Raw genomic sequence first — 22,084 nt, forward strand, 5'->3', positions numbered from 1 at the left:
CCTGCCCCACCAGAATCAAATACGCCGAGCGGCGTAACGCTTGAGCATGCTCGGAACATCGAGAATCAGCGCGATCCGACCGTCACCGGTGATGGTCGCACCCGACATGCCCGGGGTTCCCTGCAGCATTTTGCCCAAAGGCTTGATGACCACTTCTTCCTGGCCAACCAGTTGATCGACGACAAAGCCGATACGCTGGGTGCCCACGGAGAGAATCACCACATGGCCTTCGCGCTGCTCTTCATGGGCAGCCGAAGCAACCAGCCAGCGCTTGAGGTAGAACAGCGGCAACGCCTTGTCCCGCACGATCACCACTTCCTGGCCGTCCACCACGTTGGTGCGCGACAGGTCGAGGTGGAAGATCTCGTTGACGTTGACCAGCGGGAAGGCGAACGCCTGGTTGCCCAGCATCACCATCAGGGTCGGCATGATCGCCAGGGTCAACGGCACCTTGATGACGATCTTGGAACCCTGGCCCTTGGTCGAGTAGATGTTGATCGAACCGTTGAGCTGGCTGATCTTGGTCTTCACCACGTCCATGCCCACGCCACGGCCCGACACGTCGGAGATCTCGGTCTTGGTCGAAAAGCCAGGGGCGAAGATCAGGTTGTAGCACTCAGTGTCGGTGAGGCGGTCGGCGGCGTCCTTGTCCATCACGCCACGCTTGACCGCGATATTGCGCAGAATGGTCGGGTCCATGCCCTTGCCGTCATCGGTGATCGACAGCAGGATGTGGTCGCCTTCCTGCTCCGCCGCCAGGATCACCTTGCCGCCACGGGACTTGCCCGAGGCTTCACGTTCTTCCGGGGTTTCGACACCGTGGTCGACAGCGTTGCGCACCAAGTGGACCAGCGGGTCGGCCAGGGCCTCGACAAGGTTTTTGTCGAGGTCGGTTTCTTCACCCACCAGTTCCAGGTTGATCTCTTTCTTCAGCTGGCGCGCGAGGTCGCGAACCAGGCGCGGGAAGCGGCCGAAGACTTTCTTGATCGGTTGCATCCGCGTTTTCATCACCGCGGTTTGCAGGTCGGCGGTGACCACGTCGAGGTTCGACACGGCCTTCTGCATGGCTTCATCGCCGCTGCTCAGGCCCAGGCGCACGAGGCGGTTACGCACCAGTACCAGTTCGCCGACCATGTTCATGATGTCGTCCAGCCGCGCGGTATCGACCCGTACGGTGGTTTCGGCTTCACTGGCCGGTTTTTCCGCGACCGGTGCGGCGGCGGCACGCGCTGGCGCCGGGGCAGCAGCCGGCGCAGGCTTGGCGGCTGGCGCGGCGGCGGCTTTGGCGGCAACCGGTGCCGCCGTGGCCGCAGCGGCGGCTGGGGCTGGGGCTGGGGCGACTTCGGTGAACTTGCCCTTGCCGTGCAGATCGTCCAGCAGCGCTTCGAATTCGTGATCGGAGATCAACCCATCGTCCGCCGGCTTGGCACCGGCAGCCGGTGCTGCGGCTGTAGCGGCGACTGCCGGCAAGGCGTCGGCCGCGAAGGTGCCCTTGCCATGCAATTGGTCGAGCAACGCTTCGAATTCGTCGTCAGTGATGTCGGTGCTGGCAGGCGCGGCAGGCGCATCCGCAGCAGCGGCGGCAGGGGCCACGGCATCAGCCGCGAACTGGCCTTTGCCGTGCAATTGGTCGAGCAAAGACTCGAACTCAGCGTCGGTAATGTCTTCGCTGCTCGGCGCGGCAGCCGGGGCAACGGCTGCCGGCGCTTCGGCCTCGGCCTTGACGGCGCTGAGGGAGCTGAGCAGTTGCTCGAACTCGCTGTCCGTCACATCCGCTTCAGGCTCCGCCACCGGTTCCGGTGCGGCTTCGACCACCGGCGCTGCCGAGGTGTCGGCCGGCTCTGCGTAGCGCGCCAGGGCGGCCAGCAGTTCCGGAGTGGCTGCGGTGATCGGGGCACGCTCGCGAACTTCGCTGAACATGCCGTTGACCGCATCCAGTGCTTCGAGAATCACGTCCATCAACTCCGAATCAACGTGACGCTCACCCTTGCGCAGGATGTCGAACACGTTCTCGGCGATGTGGCAGCACTCCACCAGCTCATGGAGCTGGAGGAAGCCGGCGCCCCCTTTTACAGTATGAAAACCGCGAAAAATTGCATTGAGCAGGTTCGCATCATCCGGGCGGCTTTCCAGCTCGACCAGTTGTTCGGACAGTTGCTCTAAAATTTCGCCGGCCTCTACAAGGAAATCCTGAAGGATCTCTTCATCGGCGCCGAAGCTCATGTGGGTGCTCCTTAGAAGCCTAAACTGGATAACAGGTCATCTACGTCATCCTGACCTGACACAACGTCTTCACGTTTATCGGCATGAATCTGCGGACCTTCACCCTTGGCGAGATGTTTTTGTGGATCTTTTTCAGAGAGGATCGCTTCGCGGTCATGTTCGATGCCGGCAAAACGGTCGACCTGGCCGGCCATGAGTACCAATTTGAGCAGGTTGCTTTCCACTTCGGTGACCAACTGGGTCACACGCTTGATCACCTGACCGGTCAGGTCCTGGTAATCCTGGGCGAGCAGAATGTCATTGAGGTTGCTGGAAACCGTGCGGTTTTCCTGCTCGCTGCGTGACAAAAACCCTTCAACCCGACGGGCCAGCTCACGAAACTCTTCTGCACCGACTTCACGGCGCATGAAGCGGCCCCAGTCAACGCTCAGGGCCTGGGCTTCCGTGGCCATGCCGTTAACCAGAGGCGTGGCGTTTTCCACCAGGTCCATGGTGCGGTTGGCCGCCGCCTCGGTCAGCCTGACCACATAGGACAGGCGTTCGGTGGCGTCGGTGATCTGCGAAATCTCTTCGGCCTGGGGCATGTGCGGGTCAATCTGGAAATTGACGATCGCACTGTGCAGCTCGCGTGTGAGCTTGCCCACTTCCTGGTACAGGCCGCGGTCACGGGTCTGGTTAAGCTCATGGATTAACTGCACCGCGTCGCCGAAATGGCCTTTTTCAAGGCTGTCGACCAACTGGTGAGCATGCTTTTTCAGGGTCGACTCAAAGTCGCCCTGTGACGTTTCTTTATGCTCCATAGCTCCCCCGCGATGGCATTAGCCGTGGATGCGTTCGAAGATCTTTTCGATCTTCTCTTTCAAGGCCTGTGCAGTGAATGGTTTGACTACGTAACCGTTGACCCCGGCCTGGGCGGCTTCGATGATCTGTTCACGCTTGGCTTCGGCGGTCACCATCAACACGGGGAGGCTGCGCAATTTTTCGTCGGCACGCACGTGGCGCAACAAGTCGATACCGGTCATGCCCGGCATGTTCCAGTCCGTTACCAGAAAGTCGATGCTCCCGCTGTTGAGGATCGGAATCGCCGTAAGGCCGTCATCCGCCTCGACCGTGTTTGTGAACCCAAGGTCACGCAACAGGTTTTTTATGATCCGCCGCATCGTTGAGAAGTCATCAACGATGAGGATTTTCATGTTCTTGTCCAATTCGACCTCCAAGCAGTCTTAAACGCGCCCAGCACCTGGACGCGCCATTTCAATCAACAGGCATTACACAAAAAGGACTGCCGGGGGCACCACGGCCCGAGCCCGCGAAGGCCTATCACCTTCGCGGTATCGCGTTGCAATGCTCCCCCACACTGCCTGTCAGCGCGCTCGCCACTCTCCCAAACGCCCCCGCAAGCGGGCGGCGCACTGGCTGTGCAACTGGCTGACACGCGATTCGCTGACCCCCAGGACCTCACCGATTTCCTTGAGGTTCAGCTCTTCGTCGTAGTACAGCGCCAACACCAACCGCTCGCGCTCCGGCAAGTTGGCAATGGCGTCCGCCAACGCCCCCTGGAAACGCTCATCTTCCAGGTCACGCGACGGCTCCATATGAGCGCTCGCGCCGTCCTCATGCAGCCCTTCGTGTTCGCCGTCCTGCAACAGGTCGTCGAAACTGAACAGGCGGCTGCCCAAGGTATCGTTCAAAATCCCGTAATAATCGTCGAGACTCAATTGGAGTTCGGCCGCAACTTCGTGATCTTTAGCGTCGCGACCGGTTTTTGCTTCAATTGCACGAATTGCGTCACTGACCATGCGGGTATTTCGGTGCACCGAACGCGGCGCCCAGTCACCCTTGCGCACCTCGTCGAGCATTGCGCCACGGATGCGGATCCCCGCATAAGTCTCGAAGCTCGCGCCCTTGCTCGCGTCGTACTTGGTCGACACTTCGAGCAGGCCGATCATGCCCGCCTGGATCAGGTCTTCGACCTGGACGCTGGCGGGCAGGCGTGCCAACAGGTGATAGGCAATGCGCTTGACCAGCGGCGCATAGCGCTCGATCAATTCGCCCTGGCTGTCACGGGCAGATTTCTTGTACACGTTATAGCCGTTCGCTGTCATAGCACCGGTCCCGCACTCGTCTGATGCACCAATCGCTCGACGAAAAACTCCAGATGCCCCCGAGGGTTGGCAGGCAACGGCCAGGTATCGACCTTCTGGGCAATAGCCTTGAACGCCAATGCGCATTTGGAACGAGGGAACGCTTCGTAGACTGCACGCTGCTTTTGCACAGCCTTGCGCACACACTCGTCGTAAGGAACCGCACCGACGTATTGTAAGGCGACATCGAGAAAGCGATCCGTGACCTTGGTCAACTTGGCGAACAGGTTGCGACCTTCCTGCGGGCTCTGGGCCATGTTGGCCAGGACGCGGAAGCGGTTCATGCCGTAGTCACGGTTAAGCAGTTTGATCAGGGCGTAGGCGTCGGTGATCGAGGTGGGTTCATCGCAGACCACCAGCAAGACTTCCTGCGCCGCGCGCACGAAGCTGACCACGGACTCGCCGATCCCGGCGGCGGTGTCGATCACCAGCACGTCGAGGTTGTCGCCGATGTCACTGAATGCCTGGATCAGGCCGGCATGCTGCGCCGGGCTCAGGTGCACCATGCTCTGGGTGCCGGAGGCAGCCGGCACGATGCGGATCCCGCCAGGGCCCTGGAGCAGCACGTCGCGCAGCTCACAGCGCCCCTCGATCACATCGGCAAGCGTGTGTTTGGGCGTCAGCCCCAGCAGAACGTCGACGTTCGCCAGCCCCAGGTCAGCATCCAGCAGCATGACGCGACGGCCAAGCTCTGCCAGGGCCAGGGACAAATTCACTGACACGTTAGTTTTCCCGACGCCACCTTTGCCGCCGGTCACCGCGATCACCTGTACGGGATGCATGCTGCCCATTTTATTTCTTTACCTTGTCTTGCTTAGACGCAGGCTACATGGCTTGGCCGCGTGAATCGCTTGCAGACCATCGATGTAGGTACATTTCACGGTGTTCATCACGCCTCAACCCACCCGTTTTGCCGGGTTGTGATAGAGGTCGGCGAACATGTCGGCCATCGCTTCCTCGCTAGGCTCTTCTTGCATTTGCACGCTGACGGCGCGGCTGACCAACTGATGACGGCGCGGCAGATGCAAATCATCCGGGATCCGCGGCCCGTCGGTCAGGTAGGCAACCGGTAGTTCATGGCTGATAGCCAGGCTCAACACTTCGCCCAGGCTGGCGGTTTCATCCAGTTTAGTCAGGATGCAACCGGCCAAACCGCAACGCTTGTAGCTGTGGTACGCAGCGGTAAGAACCTGTTTCTGGCTGGTGGTTGCAAGCACCAGGTAATTTTTCGACTTGATGCCACGCCCGGCCAGGCTTTCCAGCTGCATGCGCAATGCCGGATCGCTGGCTTGCAGGCCAGCGGTGTCGATCAGCACTACGCGTTTGCGCAGCAATGGGTCGAGCGCGTTGGCCAGGGATTGGCCCGGGTCGACATGGGTGACCGGCACATTGAGGATACGGCCCAAGGTCTTGAGCTGTTCCTGGGCGCCGATGCGGTAGCTGTCCATGCTCACCAGCGCGATGTTATTCGCGCCGTACTTGAGCACATAGCGCGCCGCCAGCTTGGCGAGGGTGGTGGTCTTGCCCATGCCGGCAGGGCCGACCATGGCGATCACACCGCCCTCTTCCAGGGGTTCGATTTCCGGGGTGGCGATCATCCGCGCCAGGTGGGCCAGCAACATGCGCCAGGCCTGGCGAGGCTCTTCGATTTCGGTGGTCAGGGCCAGCAGGTCACGGGACAGCGGGCCGGACAGACCAATGCGTTGCAGGCGACGCCAGAGGTTGGCCTGGTGCGGTTTGCTGCCTTGCAGTTGGGTCCAGGCCAGCGAGCCCAGCTGCACTTCCAGCAGCTCGCGCAGGCCGTTGAGTTCAAAACGCATCGAGTCGAATACACGCTGATCGACTGCGGCGGCCGGGGCTGGCGCGGCAGGACGCGGCGGTTCGATGAACGTTGGCTCAACCAGCGGTTCGGCGGCGGTCAGCGGCAGGCCGGCGAACAATTGGCGGTTGGTGGTGGCATCGCTGTCGCCACGCATGCTCAGTTCGGCCTGGGCCGAGACGATGCGCGAAGCGGTCTTGCGCAGTTCGTCTTCGAGTTCCATGTTCGGCACACGCGGCGCCAATGCCGAGGGGGTGTAATCCAGGGCAGCCGTCAGCTCGACACCGCCGGCAATACGACGGTTACCGATAATCGCAGCATCGGCACCCAGCTCATCGCGGACCAGTTTCATGGCCTGACGCATATCGGCGGCGAAAAAACGCTTAACTTGCATAACCCACTACCCTCAGCCGTTGGGCCCTACTGTCGCGACGATAGTCACTTGCTTGTTGTCAGGAATTTCCTGATAAGCCAAAACGTGCAAATTCGGTACTGCCAGACGTCCAAACCGCGACAACATCGCCCGGACCGGGCCTGCCACCAGCAGAATCACCGGTTGGCCCTGCATTTCCTGGCGCTGTGCGGCGTCGATCAACGAACGCTGCAGTTTCTCAGCCATGCTTGGCTCCAGCAGAACGCCCTCTTCCTGGCCTTGTCCTGCCTTCTGAATACTATTGAGCAATATCTGTTCCAACCTTGGTTCCAAGGTGATCACAGGCAGCTCGGAGTCAAGCCCTACAATGCTTTGCACGATTGCGCGGGACAATCCGACACGCACCGCCGCCACCAGCGCGGCAGTATCTTGACTCTTGGCGGCATTGTTGGCGATGGCCTCGGCAATGCTGCGAATGTCGCGTACGGGCACCTGTTCGGCCAGCAGCGCCTGCAGCACCTTGAGCAGTTGCGACAACGACAGCACGCCCGGCACCAGCTCTTCTGCCAGTTTTGGCGAAGCCTTGCCCAGCAAGCCCATCAATTGCTGGACTTCTTCGTGGCCGATCAGCTCGTGGGAGTGCTTGTACAGAATCTGGTTGAGGTGAGTGGCAACCACGGTACTGGCGTCCACGACGGTGTAGCCCAGGGACTGCGCCTGGCTGCGCTGGCTGATTTCGATCCACACCGCGTCCAGGCCAAAAGCCGGATCTTTGGCGGTAATGCCGTTGAGGCTGCCGAATACCTGGCCGGGGTTGATTGCCAGCTCGCGGTCCGGGTAGATCTCGGCTTCGGCCAGGATCACGCCCATCAGGGTCAGGCGATAGGCACTGGGTGCCAGGTCGAGGTTGTCGCGGATATGCACGGTGGGCATCAGGAAGCCCAGGTCCTGGGACAGCTTCTTGCGCACGCCCTTGATCCGCGCGAGCAACTGGCCACCCTGGTTGCGGTCGACCAGCGGAATCAAGCGGTAGCCGACTTCCAGGCCGATCATGTCGATCGGGGTCACGTCGTCCCAGCCCAACTCCTTGGTTTCCTGGGCGCGGGCCGGCGATGGCAACAGTTCCTGCTGGCGCGCAACTTCTTGCAGGGCTTGGACCTTGACCGCGTTTTGCTTCTTCCAGAACAGGTAGGCACCACCGCCCGCCATGGCCGCCATGCTCAGGAACGACACATGGGGCATGCCCGGCACGATCCCCATGATCGCCATGATGCCCGCCGCCACGGCCAGCGCCTTGGGCGAAGCAAACATCTGGCGGCTGATTTGCTTGCCCATGTCTTCGGAGCCCGACGCACGGGTCACCATGATGGCGGCAGCTGTAGATAACAACAGTGATGGCAATTGCGCCACTAAACCGTCACCGATGGTCAGCAAGGCGTACACCTTGCCCGCATCGCCGAAGGTCATGCCGTGCTGGAAGATCCCGACCGCCATGCCGCCGATCAGGTTGATGAACAGGATCAGCAGGCCGGCGATGGCGTCACCGCGCACGAATTTGCTGGCACCGTCCATGGAACCGTAGAACTCGGCTTCCTGGGCGACTTCCAAACGGCGGGTCTTGGCCTGGTTCTGGTCGATCAGGCCGGCGTTGAGGTCGGCGTCGATAGCCATCTGCTTGCCGGGCATCGCGTCGAGGGTAAAACGTGCGCTCACCTCGGAAATCCGCCCGGCGCCCTTGGTTACCACGACAAAGTTGATGATCATCAGGATGGCGAACACCACGATACCGACCACGTAGTTACCGCCGATCACCACCTCACCGAAGGCCTGGATCACCTTACCGGCAGCCGCGTGGCCATCTTGACCGTGGAGCATTACCACTCGGGTGGACGCCACGTTCAGCGCGAGCCGCAGCAGGGTCGCCACCAGCAGAATCGTCGGGAATACCGCGAAATCCAGCGGCCGCAGGGCGTAGACACACACCAGCAGCACCACGACGGAGAGGGCGATGTTGAAAGTGAAGAACACGTCCAACAAGAACGGCGGCATCGGCAACATCATCATTGCCAGCATGACCAGCAACAACAACGGCACACCCAGATTGCCCCGCGAGAGGTCAGTCAGGGTGCCACGGGCCGTGCTGAACATTTGAGAGCGATCCACCACCGGTATTCCTCGTTTCCTTGAAGCAAACTTTTGACGCCGGAAGGCGTCCTGGAGGCGGTATTGCAAGAAGCCTTCCAACTTTGCTTTTGAGGGTGTGGATCGCTACAGGCGCCCAGGTTTTATTGGATGTACACGAAGCAAATGTGGGAGGGGGCTTGCCCATTCCCACATTTGCTTCGGTGCAGGGGTGGAGCAGAGAGGGAAACATTCAAACGACCCAAACTGCTTTTTCTATAGGGCTTTTACGTTCTCGGCCTGGGGCCCTTTTTGGCCCTGGGTGACGCCAAACTCAACTTTTTGCCCTTCTAAAAGGGCCTTGAACCCGCCCGCAATGATTGCTGAATAGTGGACAAAAATATCCCCACTACCATCGTCGGGCGTAATAAAACCAAAACCCTTCTCCGCGTTAAACCACTTCACAGTACCCGTTGCCATTGCCGTTCTCCGAACACTTCAATTAAGGACCTGCACAGGTGTCGTCAGATCAGTTTGACGTCGCATGCATAGATGCCATCCGGTCGATGAATCATCCGAAACGACACTTTCAGGCCCTCCAAAAGCATGTATCCACCCGAACTGCGCAGATCTACTGACACGTCATCCCCACCATCATCCGGCGCAATCGAGCCTTTACCGGTCTGTGGGTCATAAGCTTTGACTCTGCCTATAAACAACTGCATCACCTCACTTCCCGCGTCCTGTTGCGCAGTGCCTGAAGCAATAGAACCGAGAAAAGGTGATGCTGGCTACTGTCAAAGTTGACAGGTAGAGGGGATTTTTCGACGAGCGGTAGCACTGTAATTGCGTGAAAGATCAGGAATCGCGGCGCAATTCCGGCGGAATCGGCAAGTCCTTGAGGGGATCAGGGCGTTTGCCCTTGCCCGCGCGGTATTGGCGAATCTGATAGACATACGCCAACACCTGGGCCACGGCCAGGTACAACCCTGCGGGGATTTCCTGGTCGAGGTCGGTGGAGTAGAAGATCGACCGCGCCAGTTCCGGTGACTCCAGCAACAGGATGTCGTGGGCCACCGCAATTTCACGGATTTTCAGGGCAGTGAAGTCGCTGCCCTTGGCCAGCAACATCGGTGCGCCGCCCTTCTCCGGGTCGTATTTGAGCGCCACGGCGTAGTGGGTCGGGTTGGTGATGACCACGTCGGCGTCGGGCACCGAAGCCATCATCTTGCGCTGGGACATTTCCCGCTGCAGTTGGCGGATGCGTTGCTTGACCTCGGGACGGCCTTCCTGATCCTTGTGTTCGTCGCGCACTTCCTGCTTGGTCATCAGCAGTTTCTTGTGGCTTTCCCACAGCTGGATCGGCGCATCCACCGCCGCAATGATGATCAGCCCGGCGGCCATCCACAGCGCACTCCAGCCCACCACCTGCACGCTGTGGATGATGGCCGACTCCAGCGGCTCGTGGGCAATACGCAGCAAGTCGTCGATGTCGGACGACAACACCATCAGCGCGACAAACAGAATCAGGATGAACTTGGCCAGGGCCTTGAGCAGCTCCACCAGGGCCTTGGCGGAAAACATGCGCTTGAGCCCTGCCCCGGGGTTCATGCGGCTGAACTTGGGCGCCATGCTGCCGGCGGCGAACAGCCAGCCACCGAGGGCGACCGGACCGATCAGCGCGGCCAGCAGCAAGGTGATCAAGATGGGCTGCACCGCCAATATTGCGATCTTGCCCGAGTGCAGCAGGTATTGGCCCATGGAGCCGGGGTTGAGCAACACATCGCGCGGCAAGGTGAAGTTGTGCTTCATCAGCTCCATCAGGTCCAGCGCCAGGCCGCCGCCATAGATCAGCAAGGCACCGGCACCGGCCATCATGGTCGCAACGGTGTTGAGTTCCTTGGAGCGGGCAATCTCGCCCTTTTCCCTGGAGTCCTTTTTACGTTTCTCCGTGGGGTCTTCTGTTTTGTCCTGACCACTCTCGCTCTCGGCCATGGCTCAGCGCGCCCGTGCCAGATCACGTAAGAACTGCAAGGCGTCGGTCGCCAGCGGTTGATACTGATTGAGAATGTCAGCCATGCCGACCCAGAAAATCCCCATGCCCAGCACCAGGGTCAGGGGGAAACCAATCGAGAAGATGTTCAGCTGTGGCGCCGCGCGAGTCATGACGCCAAAAGCGATGTTGACCACCAGCAACGCCGTGATCGCCGGCAGCACCAGCAACAGCGAGGCACCGAGCACCCAACTGAGGCGTCCCACCAGCTCCCAGAAATGATTGACCACCAGCCCCGACCCCACCGGCAAAGTGGTGAAGCTTTCGGTCAGCACCTCGAACACCACAAGATGGCCGTTCATTGCCAGGAACAGCAAGGTCACCAGCATGGTCAGGAACTGCCCGATCACCGCCGCCGACACGCCGTTGGTGGGGTCGACCATGGACGCGAAACCCATGCCCATCTGGATCGAGATAATTTGCCCGGCGATCACGAACGCCTGGAAAAACAGTTGCAGCGAGAAGCCCAGCAGCGAGCCGATCAGGATCTGCTCGGCGATCAGCATCAGGGCACTGAGGTCGAGTGCATTGACGGGCGGCATTGGCGGCAGGCCCGGCACCAACACCACGGTGATCGCCACCGCGAAATACAGGCGGATACGGCGCGGTACCAGGGTGGTACCGAACACCGGCATGCTCATCAGCACCGCCGTCACGCGAAACAACGGCAGGATGAAAGAGGCCACCCAGGTGCTGATCTGGGTGTCGGTCAATGCCAGCAAAGACTGCATCGGGTCAGCCGATCAACTGCGGAATACTGCCGTACAGCTGCAGGATGTATTCCATGAAGGTCTGTACCAACCAGGGCCCGGCGACGATCAGCGTGACCAGCATCACCAGCAGGCGCGGCAGGAAGCTCAAGGTCTGTTCGTTGATCTGGGTCGCGGCCTGGAACATCGCCACCAGCAGGCCCACCAACAGGCTCGGCACCACCAGCACGGCAACCATCATGGTGGTCAGCCATAGCGCTTCACGGAACAGGTCGACGGCGACTTCTGGGGTCATGGCGCTATACGCCTCCGAAACTGCTGGCCAGGGTGCCGATAATCAGCGCCCAGCCGTCCACCAGCACAAACAGCATGATCTTGAATGGCAATGAAATAATCAGCGGCGACAGCATCATCATACCCATGGCCATCAGCACGCTCGCCACCACCAGGTCGATGATCAGGAACGGGATAAAGATCATGAAGCCGATCTGGAACGCCGTCTTCAGTTCCGAGGTGACGAACGCCGGCACCAGGATGGTCAGCGGCGCCTGGTCCGGGGTCGCGATGTCGGTGCGCTTGGACAGCCGCATGAACAGCTCAAGGTCGCTGGAGCGCGTCTGCGACAGCATGAAGTCCTTGATCGGGCCCTGGGCCTTGTCGATCGCATCCTGGGCGGTCATTTTCTCTGCCAGGTACGGCTGCAGGGCTTGCTGGTTCACCTTGTCGAACACCGGCGCCATGATGAACAGCGTCAAGAACAAGGCCATGCCGGTGAGGATCTGGTTCGACGGCGTCTGCTGCAAGCCCAGGGCCTGACGCAGGATCGAGAACACGATGATGATCCGCGTGAAACTGGTCATCAGCATGACAAACGCCGGGATAAAACTCAGCGCGGTCATGATCAGCAGGATCTGCAGGCTGACCGAATACTCCTGGGCCCCCGCCGCGTTGGTACCCAGCGTAATCGCCGGGATCGACAACGGGTCGGCGCCAAACGCCAACGGCGCGGCCAGCAACAGCATGAGCGTCAATAAAACGCGCATTACTTCTTATCCTTCTGATCCTTGCCCAGCAACTCCATCAGGCGCTGGGCGAATTCTGGCGTGGCAGGCTGGGACTGGGTGGTTTGCACCGGGGTCTTGAGCACGTGCAGCGGGGTGATTCGGCCAGGGGTAATGCCCAGCAGGATCTGCTCCTCGCCCACTTGCACCAGCACCAGCCGATCACGCGGGCCGAGGGCGCGCGAGCCGATCATTTCGATGACCTGGGCATTGCCCGGGCCGATGTTCTGCACGCGACGCATCAGCCAGGCCAACACGAAGATCAAGCCGACCACCAGCAACAGGCCCAGCACCAGCTGGGTGAGTTGCCCGCCAACGCTGCCACCGACCGGCGCAGCGGCAGCTTGAGCCACCGGCTCCGCCGCCCACGCCGCCAATGGCAACGCGGCTAACAGTCCCACCATCAGCCGTTTCATATCAGCGCAACTTCTTGATGCGTTCGCTTGGGCTGATCACGTCGGTCAGGCGGATGCCGAACTTTTCGTTGACCACCACCACTTCGCCGTGGGCGATCAGGGTGCCGTTGACCAGCACGTCCAGCGGCTCACCGGCCAGGCGATCCAGCTCGATCACCGAGCCCTGGTTGAGTTGCAGCAGGTTGCGGATGTTGATGTCGGTGCTGCCCACTTCCATGGAGATCGACACCGGGATGTCGAGGATCACGTCCAGGTTCGGCCCATCGAGGGTCACCGGGTCGTGGTTCTTCGGCACGCTGCCGAATTCTTCCATGGGCAAACGGTTACCCGCTGGCGCAGTGGCGGCGTCGGCGGCCAGCAGTGCGTCGATATCGTCCTGGCCAACATCGCCGGTTTCTTCCAGGGCCGCAGCCCATTCGTCAGCCAGGGCCTGGTCTTCGGCGGAAGTGTTTTCGTGTTCGGTAGCCATTACATGTCCTCGGCGGAGCAAACATTCATAAATAGGGGCGCATCAATAGGTGTGGCTAGCGACGATTGATCGGCTCAACCACTTGCAAAGCGAGGTTGCCCTTGTGGGAACCGAGCTTGACCTTGAACGACGGCACGCCGTTGGCGCGCATGATCATTTCGTCCGGCAATTCGACCGGGATAATGTCCCCCGGCTGCATGTGCAAAATATCCCGCAGGCGCAACTGGCGACGGGCCACGGTGGCGCTCAGCGGCACGTCGACGTCCAGCAGGTCTTCGCGCAGGGCCTTGACCCAGCGTTCGTCCTGGTCATCGAGGTCGGACTGGAAGCCGGCGTCGAGCATCTCGCGTACCGGCTCGATCATCGAGTACGGCATGGTCACGTGCAGGTCGCCGCCACCGCCATCGAGTTCGATGTGGAACGTGGACACCACAATGGCCTCGCTCGGCCCGACGATGTTGGCCATGGCCGGGTTCACTTCCGAGTTGATGTACTCGAAATTGACTTCCATGATCGCCTGCCAGGCTTCCTTCAAGTCAATGAAGGCCTGTTCCAGCACCATGCGCACCACGCGCAACTCGGTGGGGGTGAATTCACGGCCTTCGATCTTGGCGTGACGGCCGTCACCGCCGAAGAAGTTGTCCACCAGCTTGAACACCAGCTTGGCGTCGAGGATGAACAGCGCGGTACCGCGCAGTGGCTTGATCTTGACCAGGTTGAGGCTGGTGGGTACGTACAGCGAGTGCACGTACTCGCCGAACTTCATCACCTGCACACCGCCCACCGCCACGTCCGCCGAGCGGCGCAGCATGTTGAACATGCTGATCCGGGTGTAACGGGCGAAACGTTCGTTGATCATCTCCAGGGTCGGCATGCGTCCACGGACGATGCGATCCTGGCTGGTCAGGTCATAACTTTTGACGCTGCCGGGCTCGGCAGCCATTTCGGTCTGTACCAGACCGTCGTCGACGCCATGCAACAGCGCGTCGATTTCATCCTGGGACAGCAGGTCCTGCACGGCCATGTGGTGATCCTACTGCAATACGAAATTAGTGAAGAGCGCCTGCTCGATCACGACTTTGCCGAGCTCCTTCTGGGCCACTTCCTGCACGCTGGCAGTGACCTTCTGGCGCAGCATTTCCTGGCCCACCGGGGTGGCCAAGGCGTCGAAACTCTGCCCGGAGAACAGCATCACCAGGTTATTGCGGATCACTGGCATGTGCTCCTTGAGAGCCTCCAGGTCCGCCGCATTCCGCGCCAGCAAGGTGATGCTCACTTGCAGGTAGCGTTGGCGACCGTTCTGGTTGAAGTTGGCGACAAAGGCCGGAAGCATAGGCTCGAAGATTGCCGGTTGCTTGACGTTACCGGCAGTTTCGGCGACAGGTGCCGGCTTGCTGGCACTGCTGTGCATGATGTACCAGGTGCCGCCTACAGAGGCACCGATGGCCAGGAGCAGGCCCACGACAATCATCAGGATAAGCTTGAGCTTGCCTTTGCCTGCCGGTGCGGGTGCTTTTGCTGCGTCGTCGCTCTTCGCCATGCCAATAATCCGTCACTATTCGGGAATTCATAGATCTACGGAAAGGCAAGAGCAAGTGTTATGCCAGAGTTGTCTGGCAAGCGCCGAGGAAGGAACACCACAAATCAAATGTGGGAGGGGGCTTCCCTAATGCCAGTCAGTTAAGAGATAGAACGGGCAAACAGTAACCTGTGGCGAGCGGGCTTGCCCCGCGTTGGGCTGCGCAGCAGCCCCAATAAGAGCGCTGCAGTGTGCCAGGCAGGTCCGGGGCTGTGTTTTTGGGTTACTTTTTGCGCTCTTCAAAAAGTGACCCGCTGTAAGAGCGGAACCCTAAGTGGCCGTGACCGCAGCAACGGATATGTACTCGGTATGATCCAAAAAAAGGTCGGCCCAGAGGCCGCCATCGGGGGCAAGTCGAATCGTCGCACAGCCCCTCTCACATCGAGCTCTCGGGCCGTCACGGGAGCAAGCTCCCTCGCCACAGGTTCAGTGCCACGCCAAAGCTGTGTAGATACCCATGGCCCGATAGCGGTGTATCAGTCAACTGCTGTATGAACTGACACCGCCTCCCACATTTTGTCCTATGCCGGACTCACGTCAGGCGTAGTAATCGACGGCGCTGGAGCCGATCACCGTCGAAGTCACGGGCGCCACTGCTTCAGCCACATCAATGTGGTTGCCGCTGTCGCCGTTATCTCCACCGCGCCCGCCGCTACCGCTCACACCACGGGTCTGGGCCTGCTGTTGCTGCTGCTCCTGGCCACGGGACTGGTCGGACACGTTCACATCCACCTGCCCCATGCCCTGCTGGGCGAACATCTCGCGCAAGCGACCGGACTGGCTTTCCAGGGCTTCGCGCACCACCGGGTGGGCGCTCATGAAGTTGACCTGGGCCTGCTGGTCGGCGGTCATGTTGACCTTGATGTCCAGGCGACCGAGTTCAGCCGGCTGCAACTGGATCTCCGCCGATTTGAGGTTGGCGCTGGAGAGGTACATCACGCGGTTGACGATCTCGTCGGTCCAGCCGCTCTGGTGCATGGCCAGCGGCGCATTCGTCACCGGCGGCAAGGCATTCGCGGTTTTCGGCGTGGCTGCCTGGGTCAATGCGGCCAGGCGATTGGCGAAGTCATCGACGCGGGTGTCGCTGCTGGCCTCTTTCAAGTCCTTGAGGCCGCCTTCGATCAAGCCGCTGAAGGCCTTGTCGCCGCCCTGGCCAGTGCTGTCCTTGGTGGCTTGCTGGTCGACCATGGTAGCCAGGCCGGCGGCAAAGTTCTGTGCGGCGGTTGGCTGGTCCTGGGTAGTCGTCGGTGCGGTTTTGGCCGGCGCCTGGCTGCTGGCCGACACATGCCCGCCCTGCTCCATCGCCAGGCGTACGGCCGGCATGGCGTCCAGGGGATCGGCCTCGGGATCGAAGGCCGGCTTGGCTTCCTCGGTCGCGGCGATTGGCGCGGTAACCACCGGCGCCGCCTTGTCATCCTTGGCAGCGGCAACGGGTGCCGGGGTTTCCACCGGCACCGGCACCACCACCGGGGTGACCGTGGCAATCAATGCCGGATCGGCCACCGGGTCCACCGGAGGCTGCTGCGCCAGGGCCGGATCGACGGGTGCCTCGTCATCCTTGCTGGCAGTGCCGTCGGACGCTGCCGGTGGCTTGGCAGGCAAGGTATTGCCGCTATCGGCAACCGCTGGCGTGCTGGCGGCAGGTTTGTCGTTGCCCGCCACAGGCTTGGCGCTGGCATCGGCAGGCTTGTCCCGCGTGGGCTTGGCCGAGTTGTCATCGGCCTTGACCGTGGGCTTGGAACCTTGGCTGGCGAACACTTGAGCGAAGCCAGGGCCCTTGTCCCGTGGGTCCGCAGCCACTGCCGGAGGATTGACGGCAGGCGCTTGAGGCTTGGCCGCAGGGGCAGCCTGAAGAAGCGAATTCGGGGCGACTGGCATAGGTAAAGGTCTCCACTGCATGGGGATCGGGGATGCAGTATCAGGAGGTAGAGCAAGAGTCGGGCCAGGTTGATCGTTCCCCACGCGCTGCGCGGGAACGATCATCAAATCTGAAACCGCTGCCGCTCCGATTCATACATCGGTTTCACCAACGCAAACTCGTGATCAATCTGATCGACCAACGCCCCCAGGTCTGCCGCCGCCTCAACCGACTCAGCCTCCAACCGCTGGCACAACTGCGCCAATCGCACCGCGCCAAGGTTGCCGCTGCTGCCCTTGAAACTATGCGCAATCCGGCCCAGCGCCTTGGCATCGTCCCGCGCCTGGCGCAAGGCTTCGATGCGCTTCTGGGAATCGTCGAGGAAGGTCGCGAGCAACTTGGGGTACTCGCCTTCCATGACTTCCTGCAAACCCGATAACACCGCCGGGTCCAGATGAATATCAACCACTTGCTCGCTCCTTGATCAAGAATCGGCGGATTATGCCAGAGCCCCCCAGCAAAACTCTACGCACACACTGCGCCCGCCATCGGACCAGCGCACCTCGCTGCTCAATTGGCGCACCAGGTTCAGGCCTCGGCCGGACAGACGGTCGATGTCCTGCGGCCGAGCCAGCACTTGCTCCACGTCGAACCCTGGCCCGCTGTCTTCAAGGCGCAGGGTCATCTTGCCGCCCGCCTCGGTGGGCACCACCTGTACATGCACGCGCACATAACCACTGCTCAACTGGGCCAGGCGGTCATTGCGCTGACGGTAATACTCGGCAAAACCCTGGGCATCGCGCTTGAGCCGCGAGTCCAGGCCCAGCACACCATGTTCCAACGCATTGGAGTACAACTCGGCCATTACGCTGTAGAGCGCCCCGCTCTGCTCGCGCAGCCCCTGGATCTCCAGCAGCAGTTGCAACAGGTAGGGCAAGGGGTTGTAACGCTTGAGGGTTTCGGCACGAAATTCGAAACTCACCGACCAATCCAGCGGGCACGACTGGCCGCTGTCAGCATACAACGGCCCGGTCGCCCGCAGCGGCTGCCCGGGACCCAGCGTGATCTCCACCATGCTCACGTCATCGCGCGCCACGCCGCAAAAGGCCGCCAGGGCCTGCTCGATGTCGTCGAACAGGCGGTCGGGCTCACGGTTGGCGGCAAACACCTGCTGCAAGCGCTCGGCGCCAAACAGTTGGTCATTGGCGTCGGCGGTATCCAGCACCCCATCGGACAACAGGAACACCCGGTCACCCAGGGCCATCGGCCAGACTTCGGTGCGATCATCAAAGGCTGGCGCCGCCAGCACCCCCAACGGCAAATGCCGCGACTGCAACGGCGTGCGCTTGCCGCTGGCGACTTCATGCACATAGCCTTCGGGCATGCCGCCGTTCCACACCTCCACCACCCGCCGCTGCGTGCTCAGGCACAACAAGGTGGCGCAGCAGAACATGTCCACCGGCAGGATGCGTTTGAGCTTGGCATTCATCTCCCGCAGGATCTGCGCCAGGCCATAGCCCTTGGCGGTCATGCCGTAGAACACTTCCGCCAGGGGCATGGCGCCCACCGCTGCCGGCAGGCCATGGCCGGTGAAATCGCCGAGCAGTACGTGCATGTCACCCGACGGCGTGTACGCCGCCAGCAGCAGGTCGCCGTTGAACAGCGCATAGGGCGATTGCAGGTAGCGGATATTCGGCGCCGCGTTGATGCAGCCGGAGTGGGCGACTTTATCGAACACCGCCTTGGCCACCCGTTGCTCACGCAGCAGGTAGTCATGGTGCCTGGCGATCTGGTCACGCTGCTGCAACACCGTGGCTTGCAGGCGACGCAGGCGATCCATGGCGTTGATCTTGGCCGCCAGGATCAGCTGGTTGTAGGGTTTGGGCAGGAAGTCATCGCCGCCGGCATCCAGGCATTCGGCCAGGGCGGCGCTTTCGCGCAAGGACGTGAGGAAGATGATGGGGACCAGCTCTTCCCCCGCCAACTGCTTGATCTTGCGCGCAGCACCAAAGCCATCCATCACCGGCATCAATGCGTCCATCAACACCAGTTGCGGACGCTCACGGGCGAACACTTCAACGGCTTCCTCGCCGTTGCTGGCGGTAATCACGTGGTGACCCTGGCGTCGCACGATGGTCGACAGCAACAGCAGATCGGCGGCGCTGTCTTCGGCGATCAGGATCGTCAGCGGCTCGACCGCGGGGGCCAGGGCGCTCAATTGATGTCGAACAATTTATCGAAGTTGGAGATGGCGAGGATCTTGCGCACATCGGAGTTGGTGTTGATCACCTGGACCTGCGCCTCCTCGCCACCGGCATGGTCCCGCAACAGCAGGAGCATGCCCAGGGCCGAACTGTCCATATAGGTGGTTTCTTTCAGGTCGACCACATACGAATCAGGCACCTTGTAGTAACGCTCGTAGGCGTCGCGAAACGCCTGGTGGCTGCCGAAATCGAACCGGCCCTTGATGGCGATCGTCAACTTCTTCCCGTCCAGGGATACTTCTGACTCGATTGACATGCGACTGCTTCCTTGTCATAGGCATAGACACAAGGTGTAGCAGGCGAATGGGATACCAGCAACACCGCAAGTCAAATGCGGGAGGGGGCTTGCTCCCGATAGCCGTGGATCAGTCAACAAACTCATTGGCCGATCTACCGCTATCGGGAGCAAGCCCCCTCCCCCATTCAGAATTGTGATTGGCGGGGAAGACGCTGTGATAGTTCGTCGAGCAGCTTCTGCTCGCGCTTGTCTTCCAATGCCCGCGCTTCGTCGATGTAGCGCTGCACCAGTTTGCGCAAGCCCTCGACGCGGGCGAAGGCTTGCTGCCAGCTCTCGCGAGCCTTGTCGAGGTTGTTCTGGTGCCAGGCCAGGCTTTGGCGCTGCTGGCCGACGGCCGTTTCGAGCTGATTGAGAAAGCCCTGGTAACTCATCAGCCATTGGCCCGACACACCTTGCGTGCCGCGTTCGATCCATTGCTGCTGGTATTCGCTACGGAAGCGCTCCAGGTCGCCCAGCTTGCTTTCCGCCAAACGCACTTGCCCCTGGAAATACCCCAGGCGCTGGACGGCGGTTTTCTCGGCTTTTTCGGCCATGTCCACCACCGGGGCCAGGCGCGCAGCGCGGCTGTTGGCCATGGCTTAGCCGCCCGGCGCGGGGGCGAAGATCGAACCCAGGTGCGCTTCGCTTTCACCCATGCTGATCTTGTCGTTGAGGCCCTGGCGCAAGTAGGTCACCAACTGCGGTTGCAGGGCGATCGCCAGGTCGGTGTCGCGATCACCACCGGCCACATAGGCGCCGACGCTGATCAGATCGCGACTCTGTTGATAACGCGACCACAGCTGCTTGAACTGCTGCGCGCGGGCCATATGCTCCGGCGTGACCACCGACGGCATCACCCGGCTGATCGACGCTTCGATGTCGATGGCCGGGTAGTGCCCCTCCTCCGCCAAACGCCGCGACAGCACGATGTGGCCGTCAAGCACGCCCCGCGCCGAGTCGGCGATGGGATCCTGCTGGTCATCGCCTTCGGACAATACGGTGTAGAACGCGGTGATCGAACCACCACCGGCCTCGGCATTACCGGCGCGCTCCACCAGCTTGGGCAGCTTGGCGAACACCGACGGCGGGTAGCCCTTGGTGGCCGGGGGCTCGCCGATGGCCAGGGCGATTTCCCGCTGGGCCTGGGCGAAACGGGTGAGCGAGTCCATCAGCAACAGGACGTTCTTGCCCTTGTCGCGAAAATATTCGGCGATGCGCGTGCAGTACATGGCCGCGCGCAAACGCATCAGCGGCGCATCGTCCGCAGGGGATGCGACCACCACCGAGCGCTTGAGGCCTTCTTCACCGAGGCTGTGCTCGATGAATTCCTTCACCTCGCGGCCCCGCTCGCCGATCAGGCCCACCACGATGATGTCGGCCTCGGTAAAGCGCGTCATCATGCCGAGCAATACCGACTTACCCACACCCGTACCGGCGAACAGGCCCAGACGCTGGCCGCGGCCGACCGTCAATAAACCGTTGATGCTGCGAATGCCCACGTCGAGCGGCACGCTGATGGGGTTGCGGTTGAGCGGGTTGATCGTGGGGCCGTCCATCGGCACCCAGTCTTCGGCCTTCATGCCGCCCTTGCCGTCCAGCGCGCGACCGGCGCCGTCCAGCACACGGCCGAGCATGCTCATGCCCATGGGCAGGCGGCCGGTATCGGCCAGGGGCACCACGCGGGCGCCGGGCGCAATACCGGCCAGGCTGCCGACGGGCATCAGGAAAATCTTGTTGCCGGAAAAGCCCATCACTTCGGCTTCGACCTGCACCGGGTGATAGCTGTCGTCGTTGATCACCATGCAGCGACTGCCCATGGCGGCGCGCAGGCCTTCGGCTTCGAGGGTCAGGCCGACCATGCGCAACAGGCGCCCTTCGAGGATCGGCTGGCCGGGCAACTCGGTGGCCTCGGCGTAACCGCCCAGGCGCTTGGCGAAGCTGGTGCGGTCAAGGCGCATCGGGGGCGTCCAGGTCCACGCTCAGGTCCGGCTCGGCCGGGTTCAGCGCCTGCTCGTGTTGCTGATCAAGCAGCTTGGCCATGATCTGGCTGATGCGGGTTTCCACCGTGGCATCGATGCGGCTGTGCTCGGTCTCGACCCGGCAACCGCCGGGCTGCAGCGCCGCATCTTCGACGATGCGCCAGGTTTCTTCATGGCGCTCGCGCATCGCTTTGACCTGTTCGAAGTCCTGCGGGTTGATGTACAGCCGCACATTGCCGACGCCCAGGGGCAGCAGCTTGAGAGCTTCGCGCATCACGCTTTCGATCTGGCTGGAATCCAGCACCAGTTCGCGCTGGATCACCTGGCGGGCGATGTGCTGTACCAGGCCGACCATGGATTTTTCGATTTGCGAGTCCTGCTCGGCGATGGGCGCGAACAGGTTGCCCATCAGCCGATCCAGGCTCTCCAGCTTGACGCTCAGCGCCGCCTCGGCCTCCTGGCGCACCTTGAGGGTGGTGCTGCGAAAACCGTCTTTCTCGCCGGCGGCGAAGCCTTCGTTGTAGGCCTCCTGACGGATGCTCTCCAACTCTTCCAGGGTCAGTGGCTGGACTTCCTCCAGCGGCACTTCTTCCATTTCCACCGGCGGCTCTTCAACCGGTTCCGGCTCGGGCTCGGGCACATGCGGATCGAAGCTGGGCAACGACCAGATGTCGAACCCACCGACGTCCCGTGCGCGAATCAGATCGCTGGGCGCCTCATCTTTGTTCGACATGAGCA

24 protein-coding genes are annotated in these 22,084 nt (G+C 61.5%); all 24 read right to left on the minus strand.

Annotated features, from left to right (window positions below):
- Nucleotides 1-15: 15 nt before the first annotated feature.
- The 24 genes from FIV39_RS15615 to fliH all read right to left on the minus strand — a co-directional run bounded on the left by FIV39_RS15615 (nt 16) and on the right by fliH (nt 22,079).
- Nucleotides 16-2,223, minus strand: coding sequence for a chemotaxis protein CheA (locus FIV39_RS15615; RefSeq protein ID WP_090399985.1), 2,208 nt, complete (start codon nt 2,221-2,223; stop codon nt 16-18).
- Nucleotides 2,224-2,234: 11 nt separating this feature from the next.
- A complete protein-coding gene (locus FIV39_RS15620; RefSeq protein WP_090399987.1) occupies nt 2,235-3,023 on the minus strand; it encodes a protein phosphatase CheZ in 789 nt (262 codons plus the stop codon).
- A gap of 18 nt (nt 3,024-3,041) precedes the next feature.
- The gene (locus tag FIV39_RS15625; protein WP_160385018.1) at nt 3,042-3,416 is read right to left on the minus strand and encodes a chemotaxis response regulator CheY; all 375 of its coding nucleotides are present in this window, start codon (nt 3,414-3,416) and stop codon (nt 3,042-3,044) included.
- Nucleotides 3,417-3,587: 171 nt separating this feature from the next.
- Nucleotides 3,588-4,328: an RNA polymerase sigma factor FliA gene (gene fliA, locus FIV39_RS15630; protein ID WP_090399989.1), complete on the minus strand. Its 741-nt coding sequence runs from the start codon at nt 4,326-4,328 to the stop codon at nt 3,588-3,590.
- On the minus strand, nt 4,325-5,158 hold the full coding sequence (gene fleN / locus FIV39_RS15635; RefSeq protein ID WP_003192912.1) for a flagellar synthesis regulator FleN: 834 nt from the start codon (nt 5,156-5,158) through the stop codon (nt 4,325-4,327). The genes fliA and fleN overlap by 4 nt, the downstream gene beginning before the upstream one ends.
- Before the next feature lie 105 nt (nt 5,159-5,263).
- Nucleotides 5,264-6,580: a flagellar biosynthesis protein FlhF gene (flhF, locus tag FIV39_RS15640; protein ID WP_090399991.1), complete on the minus strand. Its 1,317-nt coding sequence runs from the start codon at nt 6,578-6,580 to the stop codon at nt 5,264-5,266.
- A 12-nt stretch (nt 6,581-6,592) separates the two neighbouring features.
- Nucleotides 6,593-8,707 (minus strand): flagellar biosynthesis protein FlhA, encoded by a 2,115-nt coding sequence (gene flhA / locus FIV39_RS15645; RefSeq protein WP_276544464.1) that lies wholly within the window; start codon nt 8,705-8,707, stop codon nt 6,593-6,595.
- Between the two features lie 249 nt (nt 8,708-8,956).
- Nucleotides 8,957-9,160: a cold-shock protein gene (locus tag FIV39_RS15650; protein ID WP_090399993.1), complete on the minus strand. Its 204-nt coding sequence runs from the start codon at nt 9,158-9,160 to the stop codon at nt 8,957-8,959.
- A 44-nt stretch (nt 9,161-9,204) separates the two neighbouring features.
- On the minus strand, nt 9,205-9,405 hold the full coding sequence (locus tag FIV39_RS15655) for a cold shock domain-containing protein (RefSeq protein WP_090399994.1): 201 nt from the start codon (nt 9,403-9,405) through the stop codon (nt 9,205-9,207).
- A gap of 133 nt (nt 9,406-9,538) precedes the next feature.
- Nucleotides 9,539-10,675, minus strand: a complete 1,137-nt coding sequence (flhB, locus tag FIV39_RS15660) for a flagellar biosynthesis protein FlhB (protein ID WP_090399997.1) — start codon at nt 10,673-10,675, stop codon at nt 9,539-9,541.
- Nucleotides 10,676-10,678: 3 nt separating this feature from the next.
- A complete protein-coding gene (gene fliR, locus FIV39_RS15665; RefSeq protein WP_024076701.1) occupies nt 10,679-11,464 on the minus strand; it encodes a flagellar biosynthetic protein FliR in 786 nt (261 codons plus the stop codon).
- 4 nt (nt 11,465-11,468) lie between these two features.
- Nucleotides 11,469-11,738, minus strand: a complete 270-nt coding sequence (gene fliQ / locus FIV39_RS15670; protein ID WP_003175300.1) for a flagellar biosynthesis protein FliQ — start codon at nt 11,736-11,738, stop codon at nt 11,469-11,471.
- A 4-nt stretch (nt 11,739-11,742) separates the two neighbouring features.
- Nucleotides 11,743-12,486: a flagellar type III secretion system pore protein FliP gene (fliP, locus tag FIV39_RS15675; protein WP_090399999.1), complete on the minus strand. Its 744-nt coding sequence runs from the start codon at nt 12,484-12,486 to the stop codon at nt 11,743-11,745.
- A complete protein-coding gene (gene fliO, locus FIV39_RS15680; RefSeq protein WP_090400001.1) occupies nt 12,486-12,920 on the minus strand; it encodes a flagellar biosynthetic protein FliO in 435 nt (144 codons plus the stop codon). The genes fliP and fliO overlap by 1 nt, the downstream gene beginning before the upstream one ends.
- A 1-nt stretch (nt 12,921) precedes the next feature.
- Complete coding sequence (fliN, locus tag FIV39_RS15685; protein WP_090400002.1) at nt 12,922-13,389, minus strand: flagellar motor switch protein FliN; 468 nt, start codon at nt 13,387-13,389, stop codon at nt 12,922-12,924.
- Nucleotides 13,390-13,444: 55 nt separating this feature from the next.
- Nucleotides 13,445-14,413 carry a flagellar motor switch protein FliM gene (fliM, locus tag FIV39_RS15690; protein WP_027603859.1) on the minus strand — a complete coding sequence of 323 codons (969 nt, stop codon included), beginning with the start codon at nt 14,411-14,413 and terminating at the stop codon, nt 13,445-13,447.
- 9 nt (nt 14,414-14,422) lie between these two features.
- The gene (fliL, locus tag FIV39_RS15695) at nt 14,423-14,929 is read right to left on the minus strand and encodes a flagellar basal body-associated protein FliL (protein ID WP_090400003.1); all 507 of its coding nucleotides are present in this window, start codon (nt 14,927-14,929) and stop codon (nt 14,423-14,425) included.
- 576 nt (nt 14,930-15,505) lie between these two features.
- A complete protein-coding gene (locus FIV39_RS15700; RefSeq protein ID WP_090400005.1) occupies nt 15,506-16,846 on the minus strand; it encodes a flagellar hook-length control protein FliK in 1,341 nt (446 codons plus the stop codon).
- 104 nt (nt 16,847-16,950) lie between these two features.
- Nucleotides 16,951-17,295 carry an Hpt domain-containing protein gene (locus FIV39_RS15705; protein ID WP_090400007.1) on the minus strand — a complete coding sequence of 115 codons (345 nt, stop codon included), beginning with the start codon at nt 17,293-17,295 and terminating at the stop codon, nt 16,951-16,953.
- Nucleotides 17,296-17,325: 30 nt separating this feature from the next.
- Nucleotides 17,326-19,044 carry an ATP-binding SpoIIE family protein phosphatase gene (locus FIV39_RS15710; protein ID WP_090400009.1) on the minus strand — a complete coding sequence of 573 codons (1,719 nt, stop codon included), beginning with the start codon at nt 19,042-19,044 and terminating at the stop codon, nt 17,326-17,328.
- Nucleotides 19,041-19,346, minus strand: a complete 306-nt coding sequence (locus tag FIV39_RS15715; protein WP_090400011.1) for an STAS domain-containing protein — start codon at nt 19,344-19,346, stop codon at nt 19,041-19,043. Before FIV39_RS15715 ends, FIV39_RS15710 begins: the two co-directional genes overlap by 4 nt.
- A 167-nt stretch (nt 19,347-19,513) precedes the next feature.
- Entirely contained in the window at nt 19,514-19,963 is a 450-nt protein-coding gene (gene fliJ, locus FIV39_RS15720; RefSeq protein ID WP_090400014.1) for a flagellar export protein FliJ, read from the minus strand.
- A gap of 3 nt (nt 19,964-19,966) precedes the next feature.
- Nucleotides 19,967-21,325: a flagellar protein export ATPase FliI gene (gene fliI / locus FIV39_RS15725; RefSeq protein WP_090400016.1), complete on the minus strand. Its 1,359-nt coding sequence runs from the start codon at nt 21,323-21,325 to the stop codon at nt 19,967-19,969.
- Nucleotides 21,315-22,079 carry a flagellar assembly protein FliH gene (gene fliH / locus FIV39_RS15730; protein ID WP_090400018.1) on the minus strand — a complete coding sequence of 255 codons (765 nt, stop codon included), beginning with the start codon at nt 22,077-22,079 and terminating at the stop codon, nt 21,315-21,317. The genes fliI and fliH overlap by 11 nt, the downstream gene beginning before the upstream one ends.
- Nucleotides 22,080-22,084: the final 5 nt, after the last annotated feature.

Source organism: Pseudomonas grimontii, from assembly GCF_007858185.1.
Lineage (GTDB): Bacteria > Pseudomonadota > Gammaproteobacteria > Pseudomonadales > Pseudomonadaceae > Aquipseudomonas > Aquipseudomonas grimontii.